Raw genomic sequence first — 24,985 nt, forward strand, 5'->3', positions numbered from 1 at the left:
CCGTCGTTGCCGCGACCTTGACGGATGGGCTACCCTAACGGTCGTTAAGCCCTAACGATCGTTCAGTCTGATCTTTCAGGTAGGGAGCCCCGGTGGAGGACGATCTCGCCCAGGCGCGCAAGCGGGTGCTGGCCGGCGGCGCCGAGCGCTACCACGCGGCCAACGCGGCCAAGGGCAAGCTCTTCGCCCGCGAGCGCATCGCGCTGCTGGTCGACGAGGGTTCCTTCGTCGAGGACGGCCTGTTCGCCAACAGCCTGGCCGACGGCCTGCCGGCCGACGGCGTGATCACCGGGGTGGCCCGCCTCGACGGCCGCGACGTCTGCCTGATGGCGAACGACTCGACGGTCAAGGCCGGTTCCTGGGGCGCCCGCACGGTCGAGAAGATCATCCGGATCATCGAGCGCGCCGTGGAGTACGGCGTACCGATGATCTATCTCGTCGACTCGGCCGGCGCCCGCATCACCGACCAGGTCGACCTCTTCCCGGGCCGCCGCGGCGCCGGCAAGATCTTCCACACCCAGGTCCGGGCGTCCGGCGCGATCCCGCAGGCCTGCGCCCTGTTCGGCCCGTCCGCCGCCGGCGGGGCCTACATGCCGGCCTTCTGCGACATCGTGGCCATGGTCGAGGGCAACGCGAGCATGTATCTCGGCTCCGACCGCATGGTCGAGATGGTCACCGGGGAGAAGACGACCCTCGAGGCGATGGGCGGCGCCAAGGTCCACTGCACCGAGTCCGGCGTCGGCCACTTCCTCTGCAAGACCGAGCAGGACGCGCTCGACGTCGTACGGACGTACCTCTCCTATCTGCCCTCCAATTGGGAGGGTCGCCCGCCGGTCGCCGAGCCGCGCGCGACCACCGGCGCCGACCTCGCCGCCCTGGTCCCGGCCAGCGAGCGCCAGGCCTTCGACATGCGGCGTTACATCAAGGGCCTGGTCGACGAGGGTTCGTACTTCGAGATCCAGGCCCTGTGGGCCAAGGAGCTCACGATCGGGCTGGCCCGCCTCGACGGCGAGGTGGTCGGCGTCGTCGGCAACAACTCGATGTTCAAGGGCGGCGTGCTCTTCCCCGACTCGGCCGACAAGGCGAGCCGCTTCGTGCAGCTCTGCGACGCCTTCAACATCCCGCTGCTGTTCCTCTGCGACGTGCCGGGCTTCATGGTCGGCTCGGCGGTGGAGAAACAGGGCATCATCCGGCACGGCGCCAAGATGGTCACCGCGATCTCCGAGGCCACCGTGCCCAAGATCTGCGTCGTGGTCCGCAAGGCCTACGGCGCCGGTCTGTACGCGATGGCCGGCCCCGGCTTCGACCCGGAGGCCACGATCGCCCTGCCCACCGCCAAGATCGCGGTGATGGGGGCGGAGGCCGCGGTGAACGCCGTCTACGCCAACAAGATCGCCGCCCTGCCCACCGACGAGGAGCGCGCCGCCTTCGTGGCCGAGCGCCGCGCCGAGTACGAGCAGGACATCGACATCATGCGGCTGGCCAGCGAGCTGGTCGTGGACACCGTCGTCGAGCCGGGCGACCTGCGCGACGAGCTCATCCGCCGCTACCGCGCCGCGCGGGGCAAGGACCGCGGCTTCGCCCGGCGCCGGCACGGCGTCACGCCCGTCTGACTTCTGAAGGAGCACGTCATGGTGGACTTCCGGCTCGGCGAGGAGCAGGAGGCGCTGCGGGCCAGCGTCCGGGACTTCGCCGTGGAACAGGTCGCTCCGGTCATCGCCGAGCACTACGAGCACAAGACCTTCCCGTACGACCTGATCCGCCAGATGGGCAAGATGGGCCTGTTCGGGCTGCCCTTCCCCGAGGAGTTCGGCGGCATGGGCGGTGACTACTTCGCGCTCTGCATCGCCCTGGAGGAACTGGCCCGGGTGGACAGCTCGGTCGCGGTCACCCTCGAGGCCGCGGTCTCGCTCGGCGCCATGCCGATCTACCGCTTCGGCACGCCCGAGCAGAAGGAGCAGTGGCTGCCCCGGCTGACGACCGGTGAGGCCCTGGCCGGCTTCGGCCTGACCGAGCCCGGCACCGGCTCCGACGCCGCCGGCACGACCACCCGCGCGGTGCTCGACGAGTCCACCGGCGAGTGGGTGATCAACGGGACCAAGGCCTTCATCACCAACTCCGGCACCGACATCACCTGCCTGGTCACCGTCATGGCCGTGACCGGCGTCAACCCCGACGGCTCGAAGGAGCTGTCCACGATCATCGTGCCGTCCGGCACGCCCGGCTTCACCGTGGCCCCGGGTTACTCCAAGGTCGGCTGGTGCGCGTCGGACACCCACGAGCTTTCCTTCGACGACGTACGGGTTCCCGCCGGCAACCTGCTCGGCGAGCGCGGCCGCGGTTTCGCCCAGTTCCTGCGCATCCTCGACGAGGGGCGGATCGCCATCGCCGCGCTCTCCGTCGGCCTGGCTCAGGGCTGCGTCGACGAGTCGGTGAAATACGCCGGCCAGCGCACCGCCTTCGGCCAGACGATCGGCAACTATCAAGCCGTCCAGTTCATGATCGCCGACATGGAGCTGCGCGCCCACACGGCCCGGCTCGGCTACTACGACGCCGCCGCGCGCATGCTGGCCGGCGACGACTTCAAGCGGTATGCGGCGATCGCCAAGCTCAACGCCAGCAACGCCGCCATGGAGAACAGCCGCTGGGCGACCCAGGTCCACGGTGGATACGGCTTCATGAACGAGTCGGCTGTCGGCCGCTTCTACCGCGATGCGAAGATCCTGGAGATCGGCGAGGGAACCTCCGAGGTCCAGCGCATGCTGATCGCCCGCGGTCTGGGCCTATAGGACTAATCGGTTCTATAGATACGTCCGCTTTCCGACACGAGCGGATCTCTGCTCGCGGAGTGCGGAAACCCTGCTTAACGTCGGTTTCATGGCGGCTGACGACGGGGACGACCGGGGTGGTTCCGGCTTCGCCGCCGTGCTGCGCCGGCACCGGCTGCGGGCGAAGCTGACCCAGGAGGAGCTGGCCGCCCGGGCCGCGATCGGTGTCCGCACCGTCCGCGATCTGGAGCGGGGCCGGGCGTCCCGCCCCCAGCGCACCACGGCCGAGCTGCTCGCGGCCGCCCTGGGCCTGGCCGGCGCCGACCGCGAGACGTTCCTGGCCGCGGCCCGCGGCCAATCACCGGAGGAGCCGCCGCCGACCGGGTTCCTCCGGGTGTTGCAGACCGTCGAGCTGATCGGCCGCGACGACGACATCGACGAGCTCAGCCGCCTGCTCAGCGACCCCGACGGCCCCCGCGGTCTCACCCTGGTCGGCATCGCCGGCGTCGGCAAGACGAGCCTCGCCTTCGTGGTCGCGCGCCGGGTCGCCCGGGCCTATCCCGGCGGGGTGGCCGGCGTCGTGATCACCGACGGCAGCACGGTGGGGGAGATGCTCGGCAGCATCGCCGCCGAGTTCGGCGTCGGCCGCCCCGACGACCTGCGGGACAAGCTGGGCGGACGGCCCGCGCTGCTGTTCGCCGACGCGGTCGAGCGCTCGCCCGAGGCCGCTGCCGAGAGCCTCGGCCGCCTGCTGGAACGGCTGCCCGAGCTGCGGTTCATCGCCACCGGCCGGCATCCGGTCGGCCTGCGGGCGGAACGCGTCCGGCCGGTCGTACCGCTGACCGCGCCGCCGCCCGGCACCGCCAACGCCCTGCCGGAGGTGGCGGCCTACCCCGCTGTAGGTCTTTTTCTTCAACGACTGGGCCGTGAGCTGGAGGCCGACGAGGTCCCGGCGCTGACCGCCCTGGTCCGTCGTCTCGGCGGGCTGCCGCTCGCGATCGAGCTGGCCGCCGCGCGCGGGCGCGTGCTGACCGTCCCGGAGATCCTCGACCGCTACGGCGACCGCGTGCTCGACCTGGACCGCCCCGGCTCCGGGCTGCCCGCCCGCGAGACGGTGGTGTCGCTGCGCGAGGCCGTGGCGGCCAGCTATCGCCTGCTCAACGCCGACGAGCAGCGGGCGCTGCGCCGGTTGGCCATGTTCCGCTACCGCTGGTCGATCGAGCTCGCCGAGCAGCTCATCGACGACGGCCGGGCCGACGTGGTGCATCTGCTGGACCGGCTGCTCGAGCTCGGTCTGCTCAGCGTGCGCGGCCGCCGGGCCTACCGGTTCCGGCTGCTCGACGTGGTGCGCGACTTCGCGGCCGAACGGGCCGCGGCCGAGGGCGAGCTGACCGAGGCCCGCCGGCGGCACGCGATGGCGCTGGCCGATCTCGCCCAGCGCACCGCGCCCGACCTGATCGGCGTGCGGCTGGCCGAGGCGGCCGACCGGCTCGACAGCGTGGCCGGTGACCTGGGCACCGCCCTGGCGTTCGCCGCCGGCGAGGACCCGCACACCGCGCTGCGCATCGCGGCCGCGCTGCCGCGCTGGTGGCGCTTCCGGGGCCGCGACGTGACCGGGCGGCAGTGGCTGCGCCGGCTCGTCGACGACCCGCGCACCGCCGACGCCGACCCCGCGGTCCGGGCCTGGGCCCGCATCGGCCTGGCCCAGCTCGCGCTCGAGCACGGCGCGGGCGCGGAGGAGATCGGCTCGGCGGCCGCCGCCCTCGCGGAGTTCGAACGGCTCGGCTCGGCCGCCGGCCAGCTCACCGCGCACACCCAGCTCGCCTCGCTGTGGATGACCACCGGCGGGTTCGGTGAGGCGCGCCGCCACGGTGAGGCGGCCCTCGTGCTGGCCCGTCGCGGCGGCCGGACCAGGGACATGGCGATCGCCGAGAACAATCTGACCTGGCACGAGATCCGCGAAGGAGATTTACCGGCGGCGCGTCGCCGCCTGGCCGCGGTCGACGAGCTGGCCGGCGCCTGCGGTGAGTTGCGGCTCCGGGCGGTGGCGCTGGCCAACCTGGCCGAGGTGGCCCGTTTGGACGGACGGCCCGACGAGGCCGAGCGGCTGGGGCGCAGCGCGATGACCGAGCTGATCGAGCTCGGCGATCCCAACCACCGGCGCCGGCTGCTGGCCACGATCGGGCAGGCGCTGGCCGAGTCGGGCCGGGTCGCCGAGGCCGAGGCGGTACGTGATCTGCTGCGCCCCGAAGGTGACTCACCGCCGGACGGCCCGGCCGCCGTGGTCGAGGCGGCGATCGCGCTGCAGCGGGGCGAGAACAAGCGGGCGGCCGAGTGCTTCGCCGCGGCCGCCGACGCGTACGACGGGGGTCATGATCCTCGCGACACCGTCGAGGCGCTGGTCGGCCTGATCGTCAGCACGCCGGACCCGGCGGAGCGGGAGGCCACCGAGCGCCGCCTGCGGGAACTGTGCCGCGTCGGGGGAATCACCCTGCTGCCTCGGGATCGCGAGCGGCTCGGCCGCCTCTTCTAGCCGCGCCCACCTGGCGCGGCTCTCTCGGCGGCCCGGCTCCGCGCCCACCTGGCGCGGCTCTTCGCGGCCCGGCTCCTCGCGTGATCTCGGCGTCGGCCGGCATCGCGGGCCACGCGGCAGGAGGAGGGGCGGCGACGGCCGGCGATCGTGCCCCCCACGCGCCGGCCGTCGCAGCGCCCCACCAGTTAAGCGGCGAGAACGAAGCTCCCCCGTAAGCCCCGCACGCGCCTCGGTCGCGCCGCATCCCCCTTGCGCGGATCACAGTAGCCGCGCGCCGCCGCAAAACCGGGGGCATTTGTCCCTTTTGGTCACCGGGTCGCCCGATCCTGCCGGTAGTTCTGCCGGTTGATCCCCGGTCGCGCGACGGGCGGTGATCAGGCCGCTGCGGCCGGTTCCGCGCTGTCCGTGCTGCCCGCCGTGGCGCACGGATTGACCGCGTCCCGGATGCGGCGCAGGGAGGTCATCAAACCGTCGAGCTCCGCGGGGCTCAGCTGGCCGATGAACCACTGCTGGATCAACTCCATGTGGCCGGGCAGCACCTCGTCGAGCCGCTGCCGGCCGGCCTCGGTGATCACCGCGTAGGAACTGCGACGGTCGGTGGCACACGCCTCGCGCACGACCAGCCCGTCGCGGTCCATCCGGTCCACGACGCGGGTGACGCCACTGGTGGAGAGGGAGGTCTGACCGGCCAGGTCGGTCATGCGGAGCCGGTGACCAGGGGAGCGGGCAAGTCTCATCAACACCTCGAACTCGACGGCGGAGAGACGGTGTTCCTCGAACTGGGCGGCGAAACGATTGGTCAGCCCCGTGAACGCCTCGGCGAACAGCCCGATGGCGGTGAAGCGGGGGTCATCCAGGTTCGTACTCACATGACCATCGTACACGGCCCTTGACAGGTGGAATATTGCTTGGCATATAGTTGCTGTGTCACACAAACACCGAACGTCCCGTGCCTGAGAGAAGGAATTGTCATGACCGAGTCCGTCGCCAGCACTCGCGCCTTCGAGGGTCTCCAGATCCCCGCCGCCGGGACCTACGACCTCGATGCCGCGCACAAGCGCGTCGGGTTTGTGGCTCGACACCTCATGGTCAGCAAGGTTCGCGGTCAGTTCGCCGAGGCCAGCGCCGTCATCACGATCGCCGAGGACCCGCTGCAGTCCTCCGTCACCGCCTCGATCAACGCCGCCAGCATCGAGACCGGCCAGGTCGACCGCGACAACCACCTGCGCAGCGGCGACTTCTTCGAGTCGGAGAAGTACCCGACCCTCGAGTTCCGCAGCACCGGCATCAAGAGCCACTCGGGCGCCGAGTTCGTCCTCGACGGCGAGCTCACGATCAAGGGTGTGACCAAGCCGGTCGAGCTGGTCGTCGAGTTCGAGGGCGCCGGCACCAGCCCGTACGGCCAGTCGGTCTTCGGTTTCAGCGCGAGCACCGAGATCGACCGTGAGGACTGGGGCCTCACCTGGAACATGGCGCTGGAGAGCGGTGGCGTCATGGTCAGCAAGAAGATCAAGATCGAGATCGAGGGCGAGGCCGTCCGCCGCGCCTGATCATCCTCAGTGGAGCCGCCGTCCGCATGCCAGGACGGCGGCTCTTTCTTGACTGGTGTTAACCCTCGCCGGGATGGCAAGGTGGACCGGGCGTACAGGTTCGCTCACAGAGTGGTGATCGACGTCCGTTTCGTCCCTGGCCGTGCCGGGAGGGTAAATGACCGTCGGTTTCGCCCCCGAGGATCGCGTGCGCTACCGCCGCAAAGTGCGGCACTGCCTCGACGCGTTCGCCCAGATGCTCGACCAGGGCGCCTTCGAGACCCGGGACGGGATGACCGGGCTCGAAATCGAGATCAACCTGATCGACGCCGACGCCCGGCCCGCCATGCGCAACGCCGAAGTCCTCGCCCGGCTCGACGACCCGGTCTTCCAGACCGAGCTCGGCCAGTTCAACCTCGAGCTCAACGCCCCGCCACGCGCGCTCGCCGGCCGTGGACTGGCCGACTACGAGCACGAACTGCGCGACAGCCTGGATCGAGCCGGGGCCAAGGCCGACTGCCGCCTGGTGATGATCGGCACGCTGCCCACCGTCACCCCCGACGACGTGGTGCTGGGCAACCTCTCCGCCAACGAGCGTTACCGCCTGCTCAACGACGAGATGGCAGGCGCGCGGGGCGAACAGTTCCGCGTCGACATCCACGGCGTCGAGCGGCTGCAGAGCGCCAGCGACTCGATCACCCCCGAGGCCGCGTGCACCAGCGCGCAGTTCCACCTCCAGGTGCCGCCCGACCGCTTCCACCGCTTCTGGAACGCCGCCCAGGCCATCGCCGGCCCGCAGGTGGCGATCGGCGCCAACTCGCCCTACCTGTACGGCCGGCGCCTGTGGGCGGAAACCCGGATCGCGCTGTTCCAGCAGGCTACGGACACCCGCCCGGACGAGCTCAAGGCCCAGGGCGTACGACCCCGCGTGTGGTTCGGCGAGCGATGGATCACCTCGGTGTTCGACCTGTTCGAGGAGAACGTCACCTTCTTTCCTCCACTGCTGCCTCTCCTGGAGCCGGAAGACCCGTTCGAAGTGCTCCGGGCCGGCGGCGTCCCCCGGCTCGGCGAGCTACGCCTGCACAACGGCACGGTCTACCGGTGGAACCGGCCGGTCTACGACGTCGTCGATGGCCGCCCTCACCTGCGCGTGGAGAACCGCGTCCTGCCGTCCGGCCCCACCGTGATCGATCTGCTGGCCAACGCGGCCTTCTACTTCGGCGTGGTCCGCCAGCTCGCCGAGGAGGAACGCCCGATCTGGTCCCGCCTGCCGTTCGCGGCGGCCCGCGACAACTTCCACGCCGGCGCCCGCGGCGGCATCGAGGCGACCATGACCTGGCCCGGCCACGGCGAGATCACGGCAACCGACCTGGTCCGCACCGTCCTGCTCCCGAAGGCGTACGACGGCCTCGACCGCTACGGCGTCGACCCCGCCCTCCGCGACCGCCTGCTGGCCATCATCGACGACCGCTGCCGCCTGGCCCGCAACGGCGCCACCTGGCAGACCGATTTCGTCCGCCACGCCGAGGAGCGCCGGGGTCTCGACCGCTCGGCCGCCCTGCGCGAGATGCTGCTCCGCTACTGGACCCTGCAACAGACCAACGAGCCCATCCACACCTGGCCCAGCGACTAAGGCCTGTTTCATAACTGAGGCGGGGCTGCGGCGAGGCCCAGATTCCGCCTGGCGGCGTCCCGTGGAGGCCTGGTTACAACACCGGTAGCCAGACCTCCACGGTCCACCGCCAGACGAAATCTGGACCGCGCCTCGCACCCACCCCAGTTATGAAACAGGCCTTAGGCGTCGGCTGACGGCTTCGGGTTGATCTGCGCGACGGTGGGGGTGGGCGGCGGGGGTGTGACCGTCGACTTCGAAGCCGGTGCCTTCTTCGGGCGGGGGCGCGGCGTGGGGCGGGCCGCGGCGGCGATCTCCGGGTCGGTGGCCACGGGCTTCTTGATCTCGGCCGAGTCCTCGTCGGGGGTTGGGCTCGGTGGGGTCTTCGGGCGGCCGAAAAGCCTGCTCTTGGCCTTGGGCGGCTCGTCCGGCCCCGTCGCGGGAACGGTCGCCGGCTCAGCCGGCTTGGCCACCGGAACAGCTGCGGGCGGCCTGGACGCAGGGACTGCAGCGGGCTTAGGCGGCGCGGCTGAGGGCTTGGCCGGCTTCGCTACGGGCTCAGGGGGAACGGGCTTGGCGGCGGGCGCCGATTTCGGATCGGACTCCGGAGCTGGGCGCAGGGTGGGTGTGGGCGCCGGGACGGGGGTGTAGGGGGTGGGAGTTGCCGGGTGGGGGGTGCGGCGGGAGCGGCGGGCCGAGATGGTGCGGGTGATGGCTACGGCCAGGGCGGAGCCGGCCAGGCCGGTGAGGACGGCGTACGGGGCGATCAGGTAGGCCGACTCGATCGGGCCCAGGGCGCCGGTCAAGCGCGGGGCCAGGGCCAGGAAGGCCACGGCGACCAGGAGCGGGCCGGCGGCGCCGGAGGTGGCGGCGCCGGCGCCCAGATCGCCGCGGCGGGCGAAGGGCGCGGCGGCGATCGCGCCGAGCAGGAAGGCGGCGCCCAGGGTGAGCAGGGCGCTCGGCCAGTAGATGGTGCCGTAGCGGCCGCTGGAGGCGACCTCGGCGAACTGCCAGCTCGTCAGGTAGGTGGCCGAGGTGCGGTGGGCGGCCAGTTCGACGACTGTCGCGGCGATGGCCAAGCCCCACAACCAGATCGTGGTGGCGATCAGATTGGCCGCCACCGGCGCCGACGACACGGCCCAGATCGCGACCACCAGGCCCAGGAGCAGCCCGATGGCGGCATAACCCCCGGCCAGCACCTGCGGAGTGAGCGTGTCGGCGCGTACGGCCGAACGAGCCGGAAGCGCGATCAGCGCGACCGTCACCAAGGCCCCCAAGGCCGCGCAAGCGGCGAGGGCGAAACGCCAGGCGCCGGTGGACCGCGGACCCGGACCACCGCGGACCCGGCTGCCGATCACCGCGCCGAAGACCGTGGCGCTCGCGGTGATCCAGGTCGCCCAGCCGAGGCTGCCCAGCCACACGCTGTCATCCGGGGTCGTGGCGGTCGGCCAGACCACCACGCCGAGGCCGTAGCCCAGACCCAGCTGGGCGGCGCCGGCGCCCGCGGCCACTCCGGCGGCGGTGGCGACCCGCGTGATCCAGCCCTCGTCGGCCGCAGTGCCGGCCCGTTTGTCGGCCATGCCGGGCACTGTAGCGGTAAGCGCCGATGCCTGCTAATCCGTCGGTAACCGCCCGGATGGCCGTTTCACCCGAGCTCACCTGGTGTGTTTGTCCCGCGGAGGCCAGACACGTCCCCCAAGATTCGATACGTTGACCCCTGCGGGTGACCTAGCCGGAGGAGTGGCTGATGTCCGACGAGAGCGACGAGAAGCGACGTCCCTCGGCCGACGGCTCCGCCCCGGAGAAGGACGACGCCACCAAGCTGGATCTGCCCGCCGTCGAGGACGACGCGACCCAGGTCGCGCCGGCCAAAGCGACGGCCGCCGTCCCGCCGCCGTCGGACGAGGACACGCTCACCGGCGGCAGCCGACCGGACGACACGCTGGACGACGTCCGGACAGTGCCGGCTTACACCGACAAACCGACCACCGTGCTGCCGGCCGACGACTGGGCGCCCAGCCGGGCCAACCCGGCCTGGTCGGGACGGGCCGAAGTGCGCACGCCACAGCCGGGCCGCGGATATCCCGAGGTCGACTGGTCGGCCGCCGCCGAGCCGGCGCCGGGCGGGCGGGACCGCTGGTGGATGCCGATCGTGGTCGGCCTCATCGCGCTGGTGCTGCTCGGTGTCCTGGCCTGGGCGATTTATCTGATCGTGCAGAACTCGGACAACGACGAGGCGCCGGCGCCGGCCGTGACCGCGTCCTCGGCTGCCGCGCCCACCCGGAGCGCCACCGCGACCACGCAGGCGACCACGCCGAGCTCCGCGCCGGCCACCACGACGACGGCACCGTCCCCGACCACGACCGAGCCGACGATCACCGAGGTGCCGGTGCCCGCGCTGCGCGGCCTGACGCTGGAGGCGGCCCAGGCCGCGCTGAACGCGACCGGCCTCAACTACCGGATCAAATACCGCGCGGTGGACGCGCCGGCCGGAACGGTGGTCGACAGTGACCCGGCGGAGGGGCAGGAAGTACCACCGGACACTGTCGTCACGCTCGTGGTCGCCGGCGACGGCGCGACGACCGTACCGACGAGTGCGGCCACCACCGGCGCCACCGAAGGCACCGGCACGGACGGCGACTAGCGGTTGGCGCGAGCCGCCCGAGCCTGGATCGAGCCGCTTCCGAGGCCCGGCTGCCGGCCGTTGCGGGTCCGGGGGTCGGGCGCCTTGCCGACGGCGCGCAGACCGCTGACCTGCACGAAGATTGATCGTCGCTCGACCGCGTCGCCCGTGGGGTTGAGCTCGTAACCGTCGAGCCAGATCCAGCCCTCGTACGTCGGCCAGTCATGGACCCGGATGACACGGAACAGCATCGGTGCCGCGAACTGGACGCTGGCTGCTTTTGTCACGTGTATGACATCACCGGACCGAGGTAACACGTCTACTCCTGCCCTGAAAGTCGTCTCAGGTGAACCTTGACACGGAAGCAACAAGTGTGCACGGCGAAAACGCCATTGCAAGCATCCGACGATGCCAATCATCGAAAGCGTTGCGGAACGTCACCATGACCGATCCTGACGGACGGCCTCAACTGGATCAGTCCAATTCGGACCCGACGAGCATCGACACCGCGTAATCGGCGCCGCATCGCTGCACTGAGCCGCGGTTGGCCGCATCCTCCAAGTTGACAGAGTGATACGAGCCATACCGAAAAGATTGCACCACGAGTCCGATCGATGCAAGTTGCATGTCAGCCATCCGTGATTGTTGGTCTTGGCGGCCGTCAACTTGAATCATTAAATGATCGACAGGGAGACTGGTGCTCGTGAATCAGCATCGCAGTCCCACCATTCGCCGCCGCCGGCTCGGGGTCGAGTTGCGCCGGCACCGGGAGGCGGCCCGAATCACGATCGACATGGTGGCCGAGCGACTCGGATGCTCAACGTCCAAAGTGTCCCGGATCGAGACGGGTCACACGAGCGCCACACCGGCTGATGTCGGCGCCATGCTGGACATTTATCGCGTAACCGCCGTGGTGAAGCAAGAGCTTGTCCAAATTGCCCGAGAAGCGCGACAAAAGGGATGGTGGCATCCCTTTTCTACGGTTTTGAGCGGCGCCTATGTGGGACTCGAGGCGGCCACCAGGTCCATACGAACGTACGAACAGCAGGTCATCCCCGGTCTTCTGCAGAGCGAAGAGTATGCAATTGCGATGATTCGGGCCGCCCGACTGGGGGACAACGACCAGGAAATCGCGCAGCGGGTGCGCGTCCGGATGGAGCGGCAGTCGTTATTGATTCAGGACGATCCGATCGATCTTTGGGTGGTGCTCGATGAGGCGGTGGTGAGCCGGCCGGTCGGCGGCGACGCGGTGATGCGCGATCAATTGGCGAAATTGATCAACGCCGCGCGGTTGCCGAACGTGACGTTGCAGATCTTGCCCTTCGCAGTCGGTGCGCATGCGGGCATGGACAGCACGTTCGCCATTCTCGAGTTCGAAGAGGAGGGGGACGCGGACGTGGTCTACATCGACAACGCGACCGGCGGACTGTTTCTGGAGAAGGCCGAGGAGCTCGGCAAGTACATCTCCATCTTCGAGAGCATCCGGACGACGGCCCTCCCCCCGGAGGAGTCCATCGAGATGATTGAAATGCTGGTAGAGGAGCCATTGTGGAAGTCGAATCGAAGGGTTTCCGGCTCGATCTGAGCCGCGCACAGTGGTTCAAGAGCACGCGCAGCGGCCCCAACTCCGACAACTGCGTCGAAGTTGCCTTCGTGGACGAGGCCATCGCGGTGCGCGACTCCAAGAACCCGAACGGGCCTGCACTGATCTTCACCGCCGCCGAATGGGACGCGTTCGTCGGCGGCGCCAAGGACGGCGAGTTCGACCTCTGACCTCACGGTCGGAGTCGCAGTGCGGCCGGCCCTCCCGTCGAGCGGGAGGGCCGGCCGTAGTCATTTCCGCGCTCGCCTCGTTGAACCGCGAAACGCCAGCGAGGCAAGGCAGACAGATGACGATTGGTTCGGACAACCTCAGCAACGGCTCCTCCTCCACCGCGCAGGACAGGTTCAGCGGCGGAGTCAGCGCCTACCGCCAGAACCGGCGGGACGCGCTGTCGGACACCGACGGCGAGCTCGTGTCGCGCAGCAGCTCCTCCGGGCTGCCGACCCGGTCACCCGGCCGTTCCCACAGCATCGACGCGCGCAGCATCGACTCACACAGCATCGAACCCACCAGCCCTCTGGACCGTGCGGCCAAGCTGCCGTCGCTGGACCTGCAGGGCCTGTCGGAGCCGGTGTTCCCGTCCAGCGGCTGGCCCGACTCCGGGTCGCAGTCGATGGCCGACCACCCGCTGCTCCGCGGCCTGCTCATGGAGCTGCCGGCGCGGGGAACGCTGCCGCCCTCGGACTGGCTCGACCGCTGGTTCGAGGCCGCGCGCTCGATCCTCGAGCTGCTTTACGTGCAGGAAGCCAAGAAGAACTAGCGGATGTCCGCCGGGACCTTCGGCCGGCTGCGCCCCATCGGGGCCAGCACCAGCACGCTGAGGCGGCTGTGGCGCAGGGCGGCCCGGACCCCGATGGCCAGGACGGCCACCCCCACCACGGTGATCGCGATGCCGGCCAGGTCGGCCCCGGGCACCTCCACCACGCGCGCGGCGATCGGCAGTCCGAGCAGCGTGGCCAGCGCGGTCACCTGCAACGGGACCAGAATCAGCGGATGCGCGGCGGCGGCCCGCAGACCCGGCGGGACCGGAGTGTGCGGGGCCGAGACGAACGCGCCGGCGCCGCGGCGCACCCGGCCCAGCCGGTGCAGGCTCGCGGTGAGCACGATCAAAGCCGGGACGGCGGAGGCCAGAGCGGCCGACGGCGCCGCCGAATCACCCGGCAACAGCCCGGTGACGACCGGAACGGCGACGAACACCGAAGCGCCGGCCCCGACGAGCGCGGTGAGAACGCCGGCGCGGCGGCGGAGCTCACGCGCCGACCGGGCGGCCGGCAGCCGGTCGGCCAGCAGCCCAGCAGTGAGCCAGACCGCGACCAGGGCGCCGGCGAGAATGAGGTCCGCAACGGTGTTCACATCGACCAGCCTTCACCCGGCGCGCTTTCCGCGAAACCGGGTTATCACCGGACCGACACCCGTAGGGGAGTGTTCTCCGACACGGGGGTAACCCCCGAGTGCCCACTGTGGAGCAGTTTGTCCTAGACCGCGAAGGTGGCGACGGGCTCCGTGGTCGGCGCCGGCGGAGTCGCCTTCCACAGACCGGTGCGCTGCGCGGCCAGCCGGGCCAGGTAAGCCGGGTTGAGAAGGATGTAGCGCTTCCACAGGCGCTTCGGCTCCAGCCCCAGACGCCACAGCCACTCGAGCGCGTACTTCTGCATCCACGCGGGCGGGTTCTTGAGCAGACCGGCGTGGTAGTCGAACGCGGCGCCGACGGCCAGCAGCGGCATGTCGAGCAGAGGGCGCATCACATAGGTGAAGACCTCCTGACGAGGGCAGCCCAGACCGACCAGGACGATCCGGGCGCCCGACGCCTTGATGCGCTCGGCGATCTCGTACTCCTCGCCGGGGTGGTTGCTCCGGAACTTCGACGCCTCCACGCCGGCGATCTTCAGCGCGGGGAACATTTTCTCCAGCGCGGGGATCAAGCGGTCGAGGGTGGGCTGGGTGGAGCCGTACAGGTAGATGGGCAGACCTTCGTTCGCGGCCTGCTCCACGACCTTCAGGGTGAGGGTGGGGCCGTAGACGCGGTCGGTCAGGTTGGCGTGGTGCAGCAGGTTGAGCGCCCAGCGGACGGGCTGGCCGTCCGGAGTGACCAAATCGAAAGAGTTCAGGCGGGCGTTGTGGGCCTTGTCCTCCACGCCGGTCATCACGCCGTGGACGGCCAGGGCGGTGACGGCGTAGGGGCGGCGGTCACGGGCGGCGTCCATGATGCGGGTGGTGGCGTCGGCGTAGGTGGTGATGTCGACCAGGACGCCCAGGACGCTGCGCTTGCCTGAATCGATGCCGGTGCGTTCGGCCGTCACAAAACACGCTCCTGGGGATTGCCGCGTGGGGTCGATTTTCGCCGCCGAGCATAGCGGTCGGTAGGGGGGTCACCTTTATGGCTGCGATGAGTGAGCGTTTGTTGTGGCTGTCGTATTCCGGCCTCGGTTGCTGCCTTGCCGGCCGTTTTGGTCATGAAGACCCTGGGGCGCTGCCCCAGACCCTGGCCATCGGCTGCGGGGACCCCCAGCGACAGGAGGGCTTTGGGTGGGGGCCGTTGCTCGGCTTGGGGTGGGCGGGAGGTTGGGGTTGGGCTGGGGGTCCCGCTGCGGCGGCTGGCGAGGGGATCAGAGAGGGGTGGGGTCCGCAAGCACACCCCGCTTGCAGACCTCACCCCTCTGTGATCTGGTCCCTACCTGCCGTCGCAACGGGACCCCAGCCCAACCCCTTTAGGCCCTTGGACCGGGCTTCGCCCGTTCGGGGGTCGCACCCCTTGTGCGACGCGCCCGGGCTTCGCGACACGAGCCGATTCCAAATCGTGACCAACCCAAGCCGCCCACCACCCCGAACGCTTAGTGAGCCGACTAACCAACGCCACGAAGAGACCAAAAGGAGACCAACCGATTCCTCAGACTGAAGAAATCTCACGCTCGGAGTTCATTCTCCCGCGCAGCGGGGCCTCCTCTGAGCGGCATGGCCCCACGTATCTGGGTGCTGTGCCAGCCGCAAGATCACCGAGGATCGCAAGCGCCGAGCCGGCCGAACGCGGAGCGCGTTCACGCGTACCGCCAACCAGCGCAACCCACCACCCACCGTAACCAGATGGAACGTGGGGGTCTGGGGGGTCGCCCCCCAGATAGATATGACGAAGGCGCCCCGGTTCGCGCTTCTCAGCGAACACAGGGCGCCCGGCGCCTCGTGGGGATGGGGGGAGTTGAACCCCCACGTCCTTTCGGACACACGGACCTGAACCGTGCGCGTCTGCCATTCCGCCACATCCCCGTGGCCAAAAAGACTGGCCCGAGAGCCTGCCTTTTTGTTACTAGCTGCGACAGACTACGCTGTCGCACGTCACCATGCGAGTTGATATCGCCTGTGACGCCGAGAAGACTAGCACGGCGTCTACGGGTGTCATACGAGGGTCAGAAGTGCCGGTCGTCCTTGAGCTAGAGATGCGGAAGCGGCGGCCGGATACCATCATGTCCTCGGAAGCCGAGGAGGAGCCGGTGAGCGTGCTGCAGCGCTTTGAAAAGCGATTGGAAGGCCTGGTCGAGGGGGCCTTCGCCAAGGTCTTCAAGGGTGTCGTGCACCCTGTGGAGATCCTGAATGCCATGCAGCGGGAGGCTGAGGCGCACAAGGCCATCTTGGCCGGTGGCCGCACGCTGGTGCCGAACCGCTACGTGATCGACCTCTCACCTTATGACCACAGCCGGCTGGCGCCTTATGCCGCCGCGCTCGCCCAGGAGCTGGCCCAGTCGCAGGCCGAGTTCATCGGGGAGCAGGCCTGGACGGTCTATGGGGACGTGATCGTCGAGATCGAGCGTGGTGACGGGCTGGACACGGGCATGTTCCGTGTGACCGCCGAGGTGTACACGGGCGGCGAGGTCGCCCCGGTGCAGCAGCCGGCGTATGACGCCGGCCCGCAGTACCCGCCGTACGACCAGGGTGGCTACCAGCAGCACGGTGGTGGCGGCGCGCCGAACGGGCGCGGGTCGGTGGGCCTGATCTCCGGTGACGGGCGTACGTACCCGTTGCAGATGGGCTCGACCGTGATCGGCCGGGGTGACCAGGCCAATCTGCGCCTGCCCGACGTCGGCATCTCGCGGCGCCACGCGCGGCTGGACTACGACGGCAACCAGGTCGTGCTGACCGATCTCGGGTCGACGAACGGGACGATGGTCAACGGCCAGCGGGTGTCGGCCGTGGCGCTCAACCCGGGCGACATGATCCAGCTCGGGACGACCACGCTCACCTTCCGAGTGGACGGCTAGCGACCTTGCCCGAATTCGTCCTCACCGTCGCCCGGTTCGGCTTTCTCATCCTGCTGTGGATCTTCGTGTTCACGGTGGTGGGAGTGATCCGGAAGGATCTGTTCGCCGGGGTTCGGTCCAAGGGCATCGTCGCCAGCCCTCGGGGGGTGGGTGGCACGGTGCCCTCGGCTCCGCCGCCGGCCAAGGCCGCGCGGAGCGGTAAGGCGGCGCGGCAGCTCCTGGTGACCGCGGGTCAGCTCAACGGCACGCGCATCACGCTGAGTGAGGCTCCTATCACCATCGGGCGGGCGGGGGATTCCACCCTCGTCATCACCGATGACTTCGCCTCGACCCGGCATGCCCGGCTCGTGCCCCAGGACGGTCAGTGGTTCGTCGAGGATCTCGGCTCGACGAACGGCACGTACCTCGGCCACGATAAGGTCTCCGGACTTACTTTCGTCCCCCTTGGCGTACCGATCCGCATCGGGCGCACTTCACTCGAGTTACGGCCATGACCCTGACCCTGCGCTACGCCGCTCAGAGCGACCGCGGTCTGATCCGAGACCTGAACCAGGACTCCGTCTACGCCGGGCCGCGGCTGCTTGCTGTCGCCGACGGGATGGGCGGCATGGCCGCCGGTGACGTCGCCTCCAACATCGTGATCGCCGCGATGGCGCCGCTCGACGAGGACGTCCCCGGTGACGCCCTGGTCGACGCGCTCCGTCACGCGGTCGGCCTCGCCAACCAACATCTGCGCGACACCGTCGACGCCAACCCACAGCTCGAGGGCATGGGCACCACGCTGACCGCGGTGCTCTTCTCGGGCAGCAAGTTCGGCATGGTGCACATCGGCGACTCCCGGGCGTACCTGTTGCGCAACGGCGAGTTCGCGCAGATCACCAAGGACGACACGTATGTGCAGATGCTCGTCGACGAGGGGCGTGTCAGCCCCGAGGAGGCGAGCAGCCACCCGCAGCGGTCGCTGCTGACCCGCGCCCTCGACGGCCGGGACATCGACCCGGAGTACTCGGTTCGCCAGGTGCTCAAGGGTGACCGCTACCTGATCTGCAGCGACGGCCTCTCCGGGGTGGTCAGCGCCGACACGATCGGCCAGACGCTGCGGGAGATCGCCGACCCGCAGGCCTGTGTGGAGCGGCTCGTGCAGCTCGCGCTGCGCGGCGGCGGGCCCGACAACATCACCGTGGTGATCGCGGACGCGACCGACGGCGACATCGCCGAGCAGGCGCCCGTCGTGGGTGGCGCGGCCTCCCTCGACCGGGGCAACAACACGGTCGCCGACGCCTCCACCCCGGCCTCGCGGGCCGCCGCGCTGCAGGCCCCGCGGCCGGCGCAGCCGCAGCCCGAGCCGCAGCAGCAGGAGGAGCCGGCGCCCAAGGGCCACCCGGTTCGCACCAGCCTGCTGGTGCTGGTGCTGCTCGGCGTGCTCGGCGGCGGCCTCTGGCTGGGCTACCGGTACACGCAGGATCAGTACTACGTGGGCGCGACCGACGCCGGTCAGGTGGCCATATTCCGCGGTGTGCCGGGGCAGATCGCCGGTCTCGACCTCTCGACGGTCAACGAGACCAGCCCGACCCGGCTCGACGACCTGACCTCGACCGCGCAGGACAGGGTGAAGCAGGGCATCCACGCCGACGACCGGCCGGACGCCCAGCGGATGCTGACCGAGCTCACCGACGATCAGCCGTCCAACCCGAACCTGAAGCCGCTGTGCAGCACGTCCACGGCTCCGACGGCCGCGCCGACCACACCGGTGCCGACCGTGCAGTCCTCCGCCGCTTCCGCTCTCTCGCCGTCGGCTCAGGTAACCGAGTCCGCACCGCCGGTCGTCGATCCGGTCGGGTGCCGGACCGTCAACTGAGCTTCGGCTCGACAACGTCTGGGGATACCTCTTGACCGCGCCCGCCGTACCGGCTCCGACGCCCAGCACCACGGGTGAGATGTCGCGTATCCCGGGAATGAAGACCCAGCGCAATGCCGAGCTGGGTCTGCTCGCGTTCGCAATGGTGCTGGTCGCGGCGTACGGCGCGATCGTCGAGGCGAACCAGTTCGACAAGATAACGGCGACCTTCTGGGTGCCGGCGGCGCTGCTGAGCGTGCTCTTCCTGGGCCTGCACCTGGTGGTGCGCTACACCGCGCCGTACGCGGACCCGGTCCTGATCCCGGCCGTGGCCCTGGTCAACGGGCTCGGCGTGGGCTTCCTGCGCCGGCTCGACCTGGCCCGGGCGATCGCCAACAAGGAGCCCGAGCCGGGCTTCTTCGCCGGCACCGGCGGCCGGCAGCTCGCCTGGACGCTGGTCGCGCTGATCCTGGCCGCGGTGCTGCTGCTGGTCATCCGCGACCACAAGGTGGTGTCGCGTTACGCGTACACCCTGGCCCTGGTCGGCATCGTGCTGGTGATGATCCCGGCCGTGCTCCCGTCGAGCCTGTCCGAGATCAACGGGGCCAAGCTGTGGATCCGGATCGGCGGGTTCTCGATCCAGCCGGGTGAGTTCGCCAAGCTGGCCCTGGTCTCCTTCTTCGCGTCCTATCTGGTCCGCAAGAGAGAGCTGTTCCAGCTGGGCGGCCGGACCTTCCTGGGTCTCACCCTCCCGCGCGGGCGGGACATGGGCCCGATCGTCACGGCGTGGGCCCTCAGCCTCCTGGTGCTGGTCTTCGAGAAGGACCTGGGCACCGCGCTGCTGTACTTCGGCCTGTTCATCGTGACCCTCTACGTGGCCACCGCGCGATCCAGCTGGCTGATCATCGGTCTGCTGCTGTTCTTCGGCGGGGTCTACCTCGCGTACCTGCTCGGCGCCTCGATCGGCGGGCCGTTCGCGAACTTCTACGACCGGGCCGAGGTGTGGCTCGAGCCGTTCGCGACCGAGAACTACGACCGGGTGGGCGGCAGCTATCAGCTGGTGCAGGGCCTGCTCGCGCTGGGCACGGGCGGGTTGTTCGGCTCCGGGCCGGGCTCGGGCTCGCCGGGCTTCGTGCCCGAGGTGCGCACCGACTTCATCTTCGCCGGCATGGGTGAGGAGATCGGCCTGTTCGGTCTCTCCGCGCTGCTGGTGGTCTACCTGCTCATCGTCGAGCGGGGCCTGCGGGCCGGCCTGGCGGTGCGGGACTCGTTCGGCAAGCTGGTCGCCGGCGGCCTGGCGTTCACCCTCGGTTTGCAGGTCTTCGTCATCCTGGGTGGCATCACCGGACTCATTCCGCTCACGGGCCAGACCACGCCGTTCCTCTCGGCGGGTGGCTCCTCACTGATGGCGAACTGGCTGCTGATCGCGATGCTCTTGAGAATCTCCAACGCGGCGCGGGGGCCCGCGGCGAGCGGGGGCGGCGGCGACCGTCCCGGCGGACCGAAGAAGGCACCCACCCAGTTGCACGGCGCCATGACGGAGGTGATCAAGCCGTGAACGCACCCCTCCGCCGGGCCGGCGTGGTCATCCTCGTGCTCTTCGGCCTGCTCTTCGCCAACCTGAACTGGGTCCAGGCGTACAAGGCCGACGCGTACCGGACCAACGAGTACAACCGCCGGGTCGTGGTGGCGCAGTACGAGCGCCCGCGCGGCGTGATCGAGGCGGGCGGCTCCGGGCTGGCCACCAACAAGGTCACCGACGACACGCTGAAGTACCTGCGCGTCTACCCGCGCAAGGAGGTCTACGCGCCGGTGCTCGGCTACCGGCCGGTGGGCCTGGCCGCGACGGGCATCGAGAACAGCGAGAACGACTTCCTGTCGGGCGAGAGCGACAAGCTGTTCGCCGACCGGGTCAAGGACATGTTCACCGGCAACGACACCAGCGGTGGCAACGTCGTGCTGACCTTGAACCCGGCGGCGCAGGAGACCGCGTACAAGCAGCTGCTCAACAACGAGCGGGATGTGGAGAAGGGCGCGGCGGTCGCGATCGACCCGCGCACGGGCGCGGTGCAGGCCATGGTCTCGATCCCCAGCTTCGACCCGAACCCGCTGGTCAGCCACGACGAGAAGGCCGCCGCAGCGGCCTACAACAAGCTCAACAAGGACGAGGACCAGCCGCTGCTCAACCGGGCCACGCAGGAGACCCTGCCGCCCGGCTCGACTTTCAAGGTCATCGTCTCCGCGGCCGCCCTGCAGAGCGGGATGACGCAGGAGACCGAGATCAAGGCCGGCAGCACGTACGAGGAGAGCGGCGCGGTCATCCACAACGCCGAGGACGAGGTCTGCCCGGGCAGCCAGGTCACCCTGAAGGAGGCGCTGACCGAGAGCTGCAACACCGGCTTCGCCCGGCTCGGCGTCACCCTGGGCCGCGACAAGGTCCTGGCCGCCGCGAAGGCGTTCGGCTTCGAGGACAACGAGCTGACCGTCGGCAACCTCGAGGGCGGCGGGCTGCCGGTGGCGGCCAGCGACATGGGCAAGATCGCCAACCCGGACGGCAGCGTCGACAAGGGCGCCCTGGCCCAGTCGTCGATCGGCCAGCGCGACGTGCGGATGACCCCGCTCGAGGGCGCGCTCATCGCGGCCACGGTGGCCAACGGCGGCCAGCAGAGACGCCCCTACCTGGTGCAGAAGCTGCTCGGCCCGGACCGGCGGCAGATCTACAACGCCGAGCCCAAGACGCTGCGGACGCCGATCAACGAGTCGGTCGCCTCGGACCTCAAGGAAATGATGGTCAGTGTCGTGAAGAACGGCACCGGCAAGAAGGCCAAGATCAGCGGGTTCGAGGTCGGCGGCAAGACCGGCACGGCGCAGAACGCCGAGGGCGCCGACCCGCACGGCTGGTTCATCGGCTTCGCCTACAACGAGAAGGGTGAGGCGGTCTCCGCGGTCTGCGTCATGCTTGAGAACGTGCCCGGTGGCCACGCGAGCGCCGAGGCGGCCCGGATCGCCGGGCTCATCATGAAGGCCGCGGCCGGTCGGGGAGGGGACTGAGCATGATCAGCCCTGGGGTGACCCTCGGCGGGCGCTACCGTCTCGACGAGCGCATCGCCGGCGGTGGGATGGGCGACGTGTGGCGCGGCACCGACGAGGTGCTGGGCCGGACGGTCGCCGTCAAGATCCTGCTGCCCGCGCTGCTCGACGAGCCGGGCTTCGCCGAGCGGTTCCGGGGCGAGGCCCGCACGATGGCCACGATCAACCACCCCGGGGTCGTCGACGTCTACGACTACGGCAGCGACCAGCAGCTCGCCTTCCTGGTCATGGAGTACGTCGAGGGCGACGCGCTCTCCCGCACGCTGAGCCGGGTCGGCCGGCTCACCCCGGCCCGCACGATGGCGCTGGTGGCCCAGGCCGCCGACGCGCTGCAGGCCGCCCACGCGAACGGCATCGTGCACCGCGACGTGAAGCCGGGCAACCTTCTGGTCCGCCCGAACGGCACGCTCGTGCTCACCGACTTCGGCATCGCCCGCTCGGCCCTGGTCGGACAGCTCACCGTGGCCGGCTCGGTGCTCGGCACGGCCTCCTACATCTCACCCGAGCAGGCCTCGGGCGCCGTCGCCACGCCGGCCTCGGACGTCTACGCGCTCGGCGTGGTCGCCTACCAGTGCCTCTCCGGCCACCGGCCGTTCGACGGGGCGACGCCGCTCGAGATCGCGATGAAGCACGTCCGGGACAACCCGCGGCCGCTGCCGGGCGACATCCCGCCCGCGGTGCGCAGCATCGTCGACCGGGCCATGGCCAAGGACCCGGCCGCCCGCTGGCAGTCGGCCTCGGCCATGGCCGCCATCGCGCGCCAGGCCGCGGCGTCACTCGCCTCGACCGCCCAGCAGCCCGCGGGCGCGAGCCCGCCGATGCGCCCGGCCCCGCCGGTCAGCCCGGCCGGCATCCCGCGGCCGCCGTCCGGGCCCGCCATGCCCGGCTCGCCCGTGGCCGGCGGCACCGCCCGCCCGCAGTACCCGCCGGTGCAGCGTCCCGTCTCGGGTGCCCGGGGTGCGGCTTCTGTCCCATCCGGGCCACCGGTTCAACCGCAGCCGTACCGCCAGCCGTATCAATCACAGCCGGCCCCCGCCGCCAAGCCGGAGAGCTCCGGCGGGCGGCAGGTGCTGATCGTGCTCGCCGTGGTTCTCGCGCTGCTGGTCCTGCTCTGCGCGGGGGTCATCTCGTTCCTCCTCAAGCAGGGCCAGAACAACGCGGCAGCCGTCCACACGGGCGTCGATGGCGGGGCACCGCCGGCGGCGTCGTACCGTCTAACCACGCAGACGGGCGCCAACCCCGGCTGGTTTCGAGCTAACGAAGGACGACAGACGCTATGACGGCGCAGGCCCGCCTGCTCGGTGGCAGGTATCAGGTCGGCGAGCTCCTGGGCTACGGCGGCATGGCCGAGGTGCACCGGGGACGTGATCTCCGGCTCGGCCGGGACGTGGCCATCAAGATGCTGCGTACCGACCTGGCCCGCGACGCCACGTTCCAGGAGCGGTTCCGCCGCGAGGCGCAGAACTCGGCCGCTCTGAACCACCCGGCGATCGTGGCCGTCTACGACACCGGCGAGGAGATCTCGTCCACCGGCGAGAAGCAGCCGTTCATCGTCATGGAGTTCGTCAACGGGCGGACCCTCAAGGAGGTCCTGGCCCAGGAGCAGCGGCTCCCGGTGCGCCGCGCCCTCGAGATCATCGCCGACATCGACGCCGCCCTGGAGTTCAGCCACCGGCACGGGATCATCCACCGGGACATCAAGCCCGGCAATGTGATGATCACGCAGAACGGCCAGGTCAAGGTCATGGACTTCGGCATCGCGCGGGCCCTGGCCAGCGGCGCGACCACCATGACGCAGACCAGCGCGGTCATCGGCACGGCGCAATATCTCTCACCCGAGCAGGCGCGCGGCGAGTCGGTCGACGCCCGCTCGGACGTCTACGCGGCCGGCTGTGTGCTGTTCGAGCTGCTCGTCGGGCACCCGCCGTTCGTCGGTGACAGCCCGGTCAGCGTGGCCTACCAGCACGTCCGGGAAGACCCGAAGGCGCCCAGCGAGATCGTCCACGACATCCCGCCGGACGTCGACGCGATCGTGCTCAAGGCCCTGGCCAAGAACCCGATCAACCGTTATCAGAGCGCTCAGGAGATGCGGGCCGACGCGCTGCGGGCCGTCTCCGGCCGCCCGGTGCTCGCCACCCCGGTGATGTCGCAGGCCGAGACCATGGCCATGCAGCAGGATCCGCGGCAGTGGCAGCCACAGGCGGCCACGACCATGCAGCGCCCCATCCCGCCCGGCATGGCGCCGCCGCGGCCGCCGGACCGCCGCTCGTCGTGGGTGTGGGCGTCGCTGGCCGCGCTCGGCGTGCTGGTCGTGATCGTGCTCGGCGTGGCGCTGGCGATGACCCGCGACGACGACAAGACCCCCACCGCGACGCCGACGGCCACCCAGTCGACCCCGGTGCTGGTCGCCGTGCCCGACCTCGAGGGCCAGAGCAACGACGACGCGATCGAGGCGCTGCAGAAGGCCGGCTTCAACAACATCTCGGCCGACAAGCCGCGGCAGGACACGGACTGCAAGGGCACGGTCGAGAAGCAGAGCCCGACCGCCGGTGAGAAGGTCACCACCGACACGCAGATCACCTATCAGCTCTGCAACAAGCCGGACGAGGTCACCGTGCCGGCCAACCTGGTCGGCGGCACCAAGGACAACGCGAACACGCGGCTGCGGGAGCTGGGCCTGACGCCGAACTTCGAGACGGTGGACAGCATCCAGCCGCCCGGTGTCGTCACCAAGGTCGAGAAGCAGGGCAAGACGGTCTCGCCCGGCAGCGAGATCGACGTCGCCGTCTCCAACGGCCAGCTGGTCAAGATGCCCAAGGTGACCGAGATCCAGCAGGCGGTGGCCGAGGGCATCCTCGACAACAACGGGCCGTTCAACGTCAGCATCCAGACCGTGGACGACCCGAACGGGACGCCCGGCACGGTCGTCGACCAGAACCCGAAGGCCGGCGCGTCGGTGAAGAAGGGCGGCAAGGTCACCCTGACCGTCGTCGCCGAGCAGACCGGCGAGCCCGACCCGAGCGACACGCCCGACCCGGGCTCGACCACCACGCCGCCGCCCGGCGGCAACGGTGGCGGCACGGGCGCCGGCGACGTGATCACCAACTCCCTGCTCGGCTACAAGCCGGAGTAGGGAGGAC

At 70.2% G+C, this 24,985-nt stretch carries 21 protein-coding genes and 1 tRNA gene; 16 read left to right on the plus strand and 6 right to left on the minus strand.

Features of this window, described 5'->3' with window-relative positions; all coding sequences use genetic code 11:
- Nucleotides 1-92 precede the first annotated feature (92 nt).
- The 3 genes from AB0J66_RS31690 (at nt 93) to AB0J66_RS31700 (ending at nt 5,301) form a co-directional block, all read left to right on the plus strand.
- Nucleotides 93-1,613, plus strand: a complete 1,521-nt coding sequence (locus tag AB0J66_RS31690; protein ID WP_364668420.1) for an acyl-CoA carboxylase subunit beta — start codon at nt 93-95, stop codon at nt 1,611-1,613.
- Nucleotides 1,614-1,634: 21 nt separating this feature from the next.
- A complete protein-coding gene (locus AB0J66_RS31695) occupies nt 1,635-2,789 on the plus strand; it encodes an acyl-CoA dehydrogenase family protein (protein WP_364668726.1) in 1,155 nt (384 codons plus the stop codon).
- 88 nt (nt 2,790-2,877) lie between these two features.
- Nucleotides 2,878-5,301 carry a helix-turn-helix domain-containing protein gene (locus AB0J66_RS31700; protein ID WP_364668423.1) on the plus strand — a complete coding sequence of 808 codons (2,424 nt, stop codon included), beginning with the start codon at nt 2,878-2,880 and terminating at the stop codon, nt 5,299-5,301.
- Nucleotides 5,302-5,675: 374 nt separating this feature from the next.
- Here AB0J66_RS31700 and AB0J66_RS31705 read toward each other — a convergent pair whose 3' ends face one another.
- Nucleotides 5,676-6,170 carry a MarR family transcriptional regulator gene (locus tag AB0J66_RS31705; RefSeq protein ID WP_364668426.1) on the minus strand — a complete coding sequence of 165 codons (495 nt, stop codon included), beginning with the start codon at nt 6,168-6,170 and terminating at the stop codon, nt 5,676-5,678.
- Nucleotides 6,171-6,272: 102 nt separating this feature from the next.
- Between AB0J66_RS31705 and AB0J66_RS31710 the strand changes: the two genes are divergently transcribed.
- A complete protein-coding gene (locus AB0J66_RS31710; protein ID WP_364668428.1) occupies nt 6,273-6,851 on the plus strand; it encodes a YceI family protein in 579 nt (192 codons plus the stop codon).
- 157 nt (nt 6,852-7,008) lie between these two features.
- A complete protein-coding gene (locus tag AB0J66_RS31715) occupies nt 7,009-8,463 on the plus strand; it encodes a glutamate--cysteine ligase (RefSeq protein WP_364668431.1) in 1,455 nt (484 codons plus the stop codon).
- A gap of 161 nt (nt 8,464-8,624) precedes the next feature.
- On the opposite strand, the gene AB0J66_RS31720 is transcribed toward AB0J66_RS31715, so the two are convergent.
- A complete protein-coding gene (locus tag AB0J66_RS31720; protein WP_364668434.1) occupies nt 8,625-10,022 on the minus strand; it encodes a Hansenula MRAKII killer toxin-resistant protein 1 in 1,398 nt (465 codons plus the stop codon).
- A 167-nt stretch (nt 10,023-10,189) separates the two neighbouring features.
- On the opposite strand from AB0J66_RS31720, the gene AB0J66_RS31725 reads away from it, so the two are divergent.
- Nucleotides 10,190-11,086, plus strand: coding sequence for a PASTA domain-containing protein (locus AB0J66_RS31725; protein ID WP_364668436.1), 897 nt, complete (start codon nt 10,190-10,192; stop codon nt 11,084-11,086).
- Here the strand turns inward: AB0J66_RS31725 and AB0J66_RS31730 are convergent.
- Nucleotides 11,083-11,382 (minus strand): hypothetical protein, encoded by a 300-nt coding sequence (locus tag AB0J66_RS31730; protein WP_364668439.1) that lies wholly within the window; start codon nt 11,380-11,382, stop codon nt 11,083-11,085. The genes AB0J66_RS31725 and AB0J66_RS31730 overlap by 4 nt on opposite strands.
- 386 nt (nt 11,383-11,768) lie before the next feature.
- Here AB0J66_RS31730 and AB0J66_RS31735 point away from each other — a divergent pair, with 386 nt between their 5' ends.
- From AB0J66_RS31735 to AB0J66_RS31745, 3 genes are all read left to right on the plus strand, one after another.
- Entirely contained in the window at nt 11,769-12,650 is an 882-nt protein-coding gene (locus AB0J66_RS31735) for a helix-turn-helix transcriptional regulator (RefSeq protein ID WP_364668441.1), read from the plus strand.
- Entirely contained in the window at nt 12,614-12,838 is a 225-nt protein-coding gene (locus tag AB0J66_RS31740; RefSeq protein ID WP_364668443.1) for a DUF397 domain-containing protein, read from the plus strand. Before AB0J66_RS31735 ends, AB0J66_RS31740 begins: the two co-directional genes overlap by 37 nt.
- A 116-nt stretch (nt 12,839-12,954) precedes the next feature.
- Nucleotides 12,955-13,428, plus strand: a complete 474-nt coding sequence (locus AB0J66_RS31745; protein ID WP_364668446.1) for a hypothetical protein — start codon at nt 12,955-12,957, stop codon at nt 13,426-13,428.
- On the opposite strand, the gene AB0J66_RS31750 is transcribed toward AB0J66_RS31745, so the two are convergent.
- From AB0J66_RS31750 to AB0J66_RS31760, 3 genes are all read right to left on the minus strand, one after another.
- Nucleotides 13,425-14,021 carry a hypothetical protein gene (locus AB0J66_RS31750; RefSeq protein WP_364668449.1) on the minus strand — a complete coding sequence of 199 codons (597 nt, stop codon included), beginning with the start codon at nt 14,019-14,021 and terminating at the stop codon, nt 13,425-13,427. The genes AB0J66_RS31745 and AB0J66_RS31750 overlap by 4 nt on opposite strands.
- A gap of 122 nt (nt 14,022-14,143) precedes the next feature.
- Nucleotides 14,144-14,947, minus strand: a complete 804-nt coding sequence (locus tag AB0J66_RS31755) for a WecB/TagA/CpsF family glycosyltransferase (RefSeq protein ID WP_364668728.1) — start codon at nt 14,945-14,947, stop codon at nt 14,144-14,146.
- Nucleotides 14,948-15,846: 899 nt separating this feature from the next.
- Nucleotides 15,847-15,929 (minus strand) — tRNA-Leu (locus tag AB0J66_RS31760).
- 197 nt (nt 15,930-16,126) lie between these two features.
- Here AB0J66_RS31760 and AB0J66_RS31765 point away from each other — a divergent pair.
- The 7 genes from AB0J66_RS31765 (at nt 16,127) to pknB (ending at nt 24,978) form a co-directional block, all read left to right on the plus strand.
- On the plus strand, nt 16,127-16,918 hold the full coding sequence (locus AB0J66_RS31765) for a DUF3662 and FHA domain-containing protein (RefSeq protein ID WP_097326989.1): 792 nt from the start codon (nt 16,127-16,129) through the stop codon (nt 16,916-16,918).
- A 5-nt stretch (nt 16,919-16,923) separates the two neighbouring features.
- The gene (locus AB0J66_RS31770; RefSeq protein ID WP_364668451.1) at nt 16,924-17,412 is read left to right on the plus strand and encodes an FHA domain-containing protein; all 489 of its coding nucleotides are present in this window, start codon (nt 16,924-16,926) and stop codon (nt 17,410-17,412) included.
- Entirely contained in the window at nt 17,409-18,776 is a 1,368-nt protein-coding gene (locus tag AB0J66_RS31775) for a PP2C family serine/threonine-protein phosphatase (RefSeq protein WP_364668454.1), read from the plus strand. The genes AB0J66_RS31770 and AB0J66_RS31775 overlap by 4 nt, the downstream gene beginning before the upstream one ends.
- Before the next feature lie 79 nt (nt 18,777-18,855).
- Nucleotides 18,856-20,313: an FtsW/RodA/SpoVE family cell cycle protein gene (locus AB0J66_RS31780; RefSeq protein ID WP_364668456.1), complete on the plus strand. Its 1,458-nt coding sequence runs from the start codon at nt 18,856-18,858 to the stop codon at nt 20,311-20,313.
- Nucleotides 20,310-21,806 (plus strand): penicillin-binding protein 2, encoded by a 1,497-nt coding sequence (locus tag AB0J66_RS31785; protein ID WP_364668459.1) that lies wholly within the window; start codon nt 20,310-20,312, stop codon nt 21,804-21,806. Before AB0J66_RS31780 ends, AB0J66_RS31785 begins: the two co-directional genes overlap by 4 nt.
- A 2-nt stretch (nt 21,807-21,808) precedes the next feature.
- Nucleotides 21,809-23,125 carry a protein kinase gene (locus AB0J66_RS31790; RefSeq protein WP_364668462.1) on the plus strand — a complete coding sequence of 439 codons (1,317 nt, stop codon included), beginning with the start codon at nt 21,809-21,811 and terminating at the stop codon, nt 23,123-23,125.
- Nucleotides 23,122-24,978 carry a Stk1 family PASTA domain-containing Ser/Thr kinase gene (gene pknB / locus AB0J66_RS31795; protein ID WP_364668465.1) on the plus strand — a complete coding sequence of 619 codons (1,857 nt, stop codon included), beginning with the start codon at nt 23,122-23,124 and terminating at the stop codon, nt 24,976-24,978. Before AB0J66_RS31790 ends, pknB begins: the two co-directional genes overlap by 4 nt.
- Nucleotides 24,979-24,985: the final 7 nt, after the last annotated feature.

Origin of the sequence: Actinoplanes sp. NPDC049598, from assembly GCF_040675435.1 — a bacterium.
Lineage (GTDB): Bacteria > Actinomycetota > Actinomycetes > Mycobacteriales > Micromonosporaceae > Actinoplanes.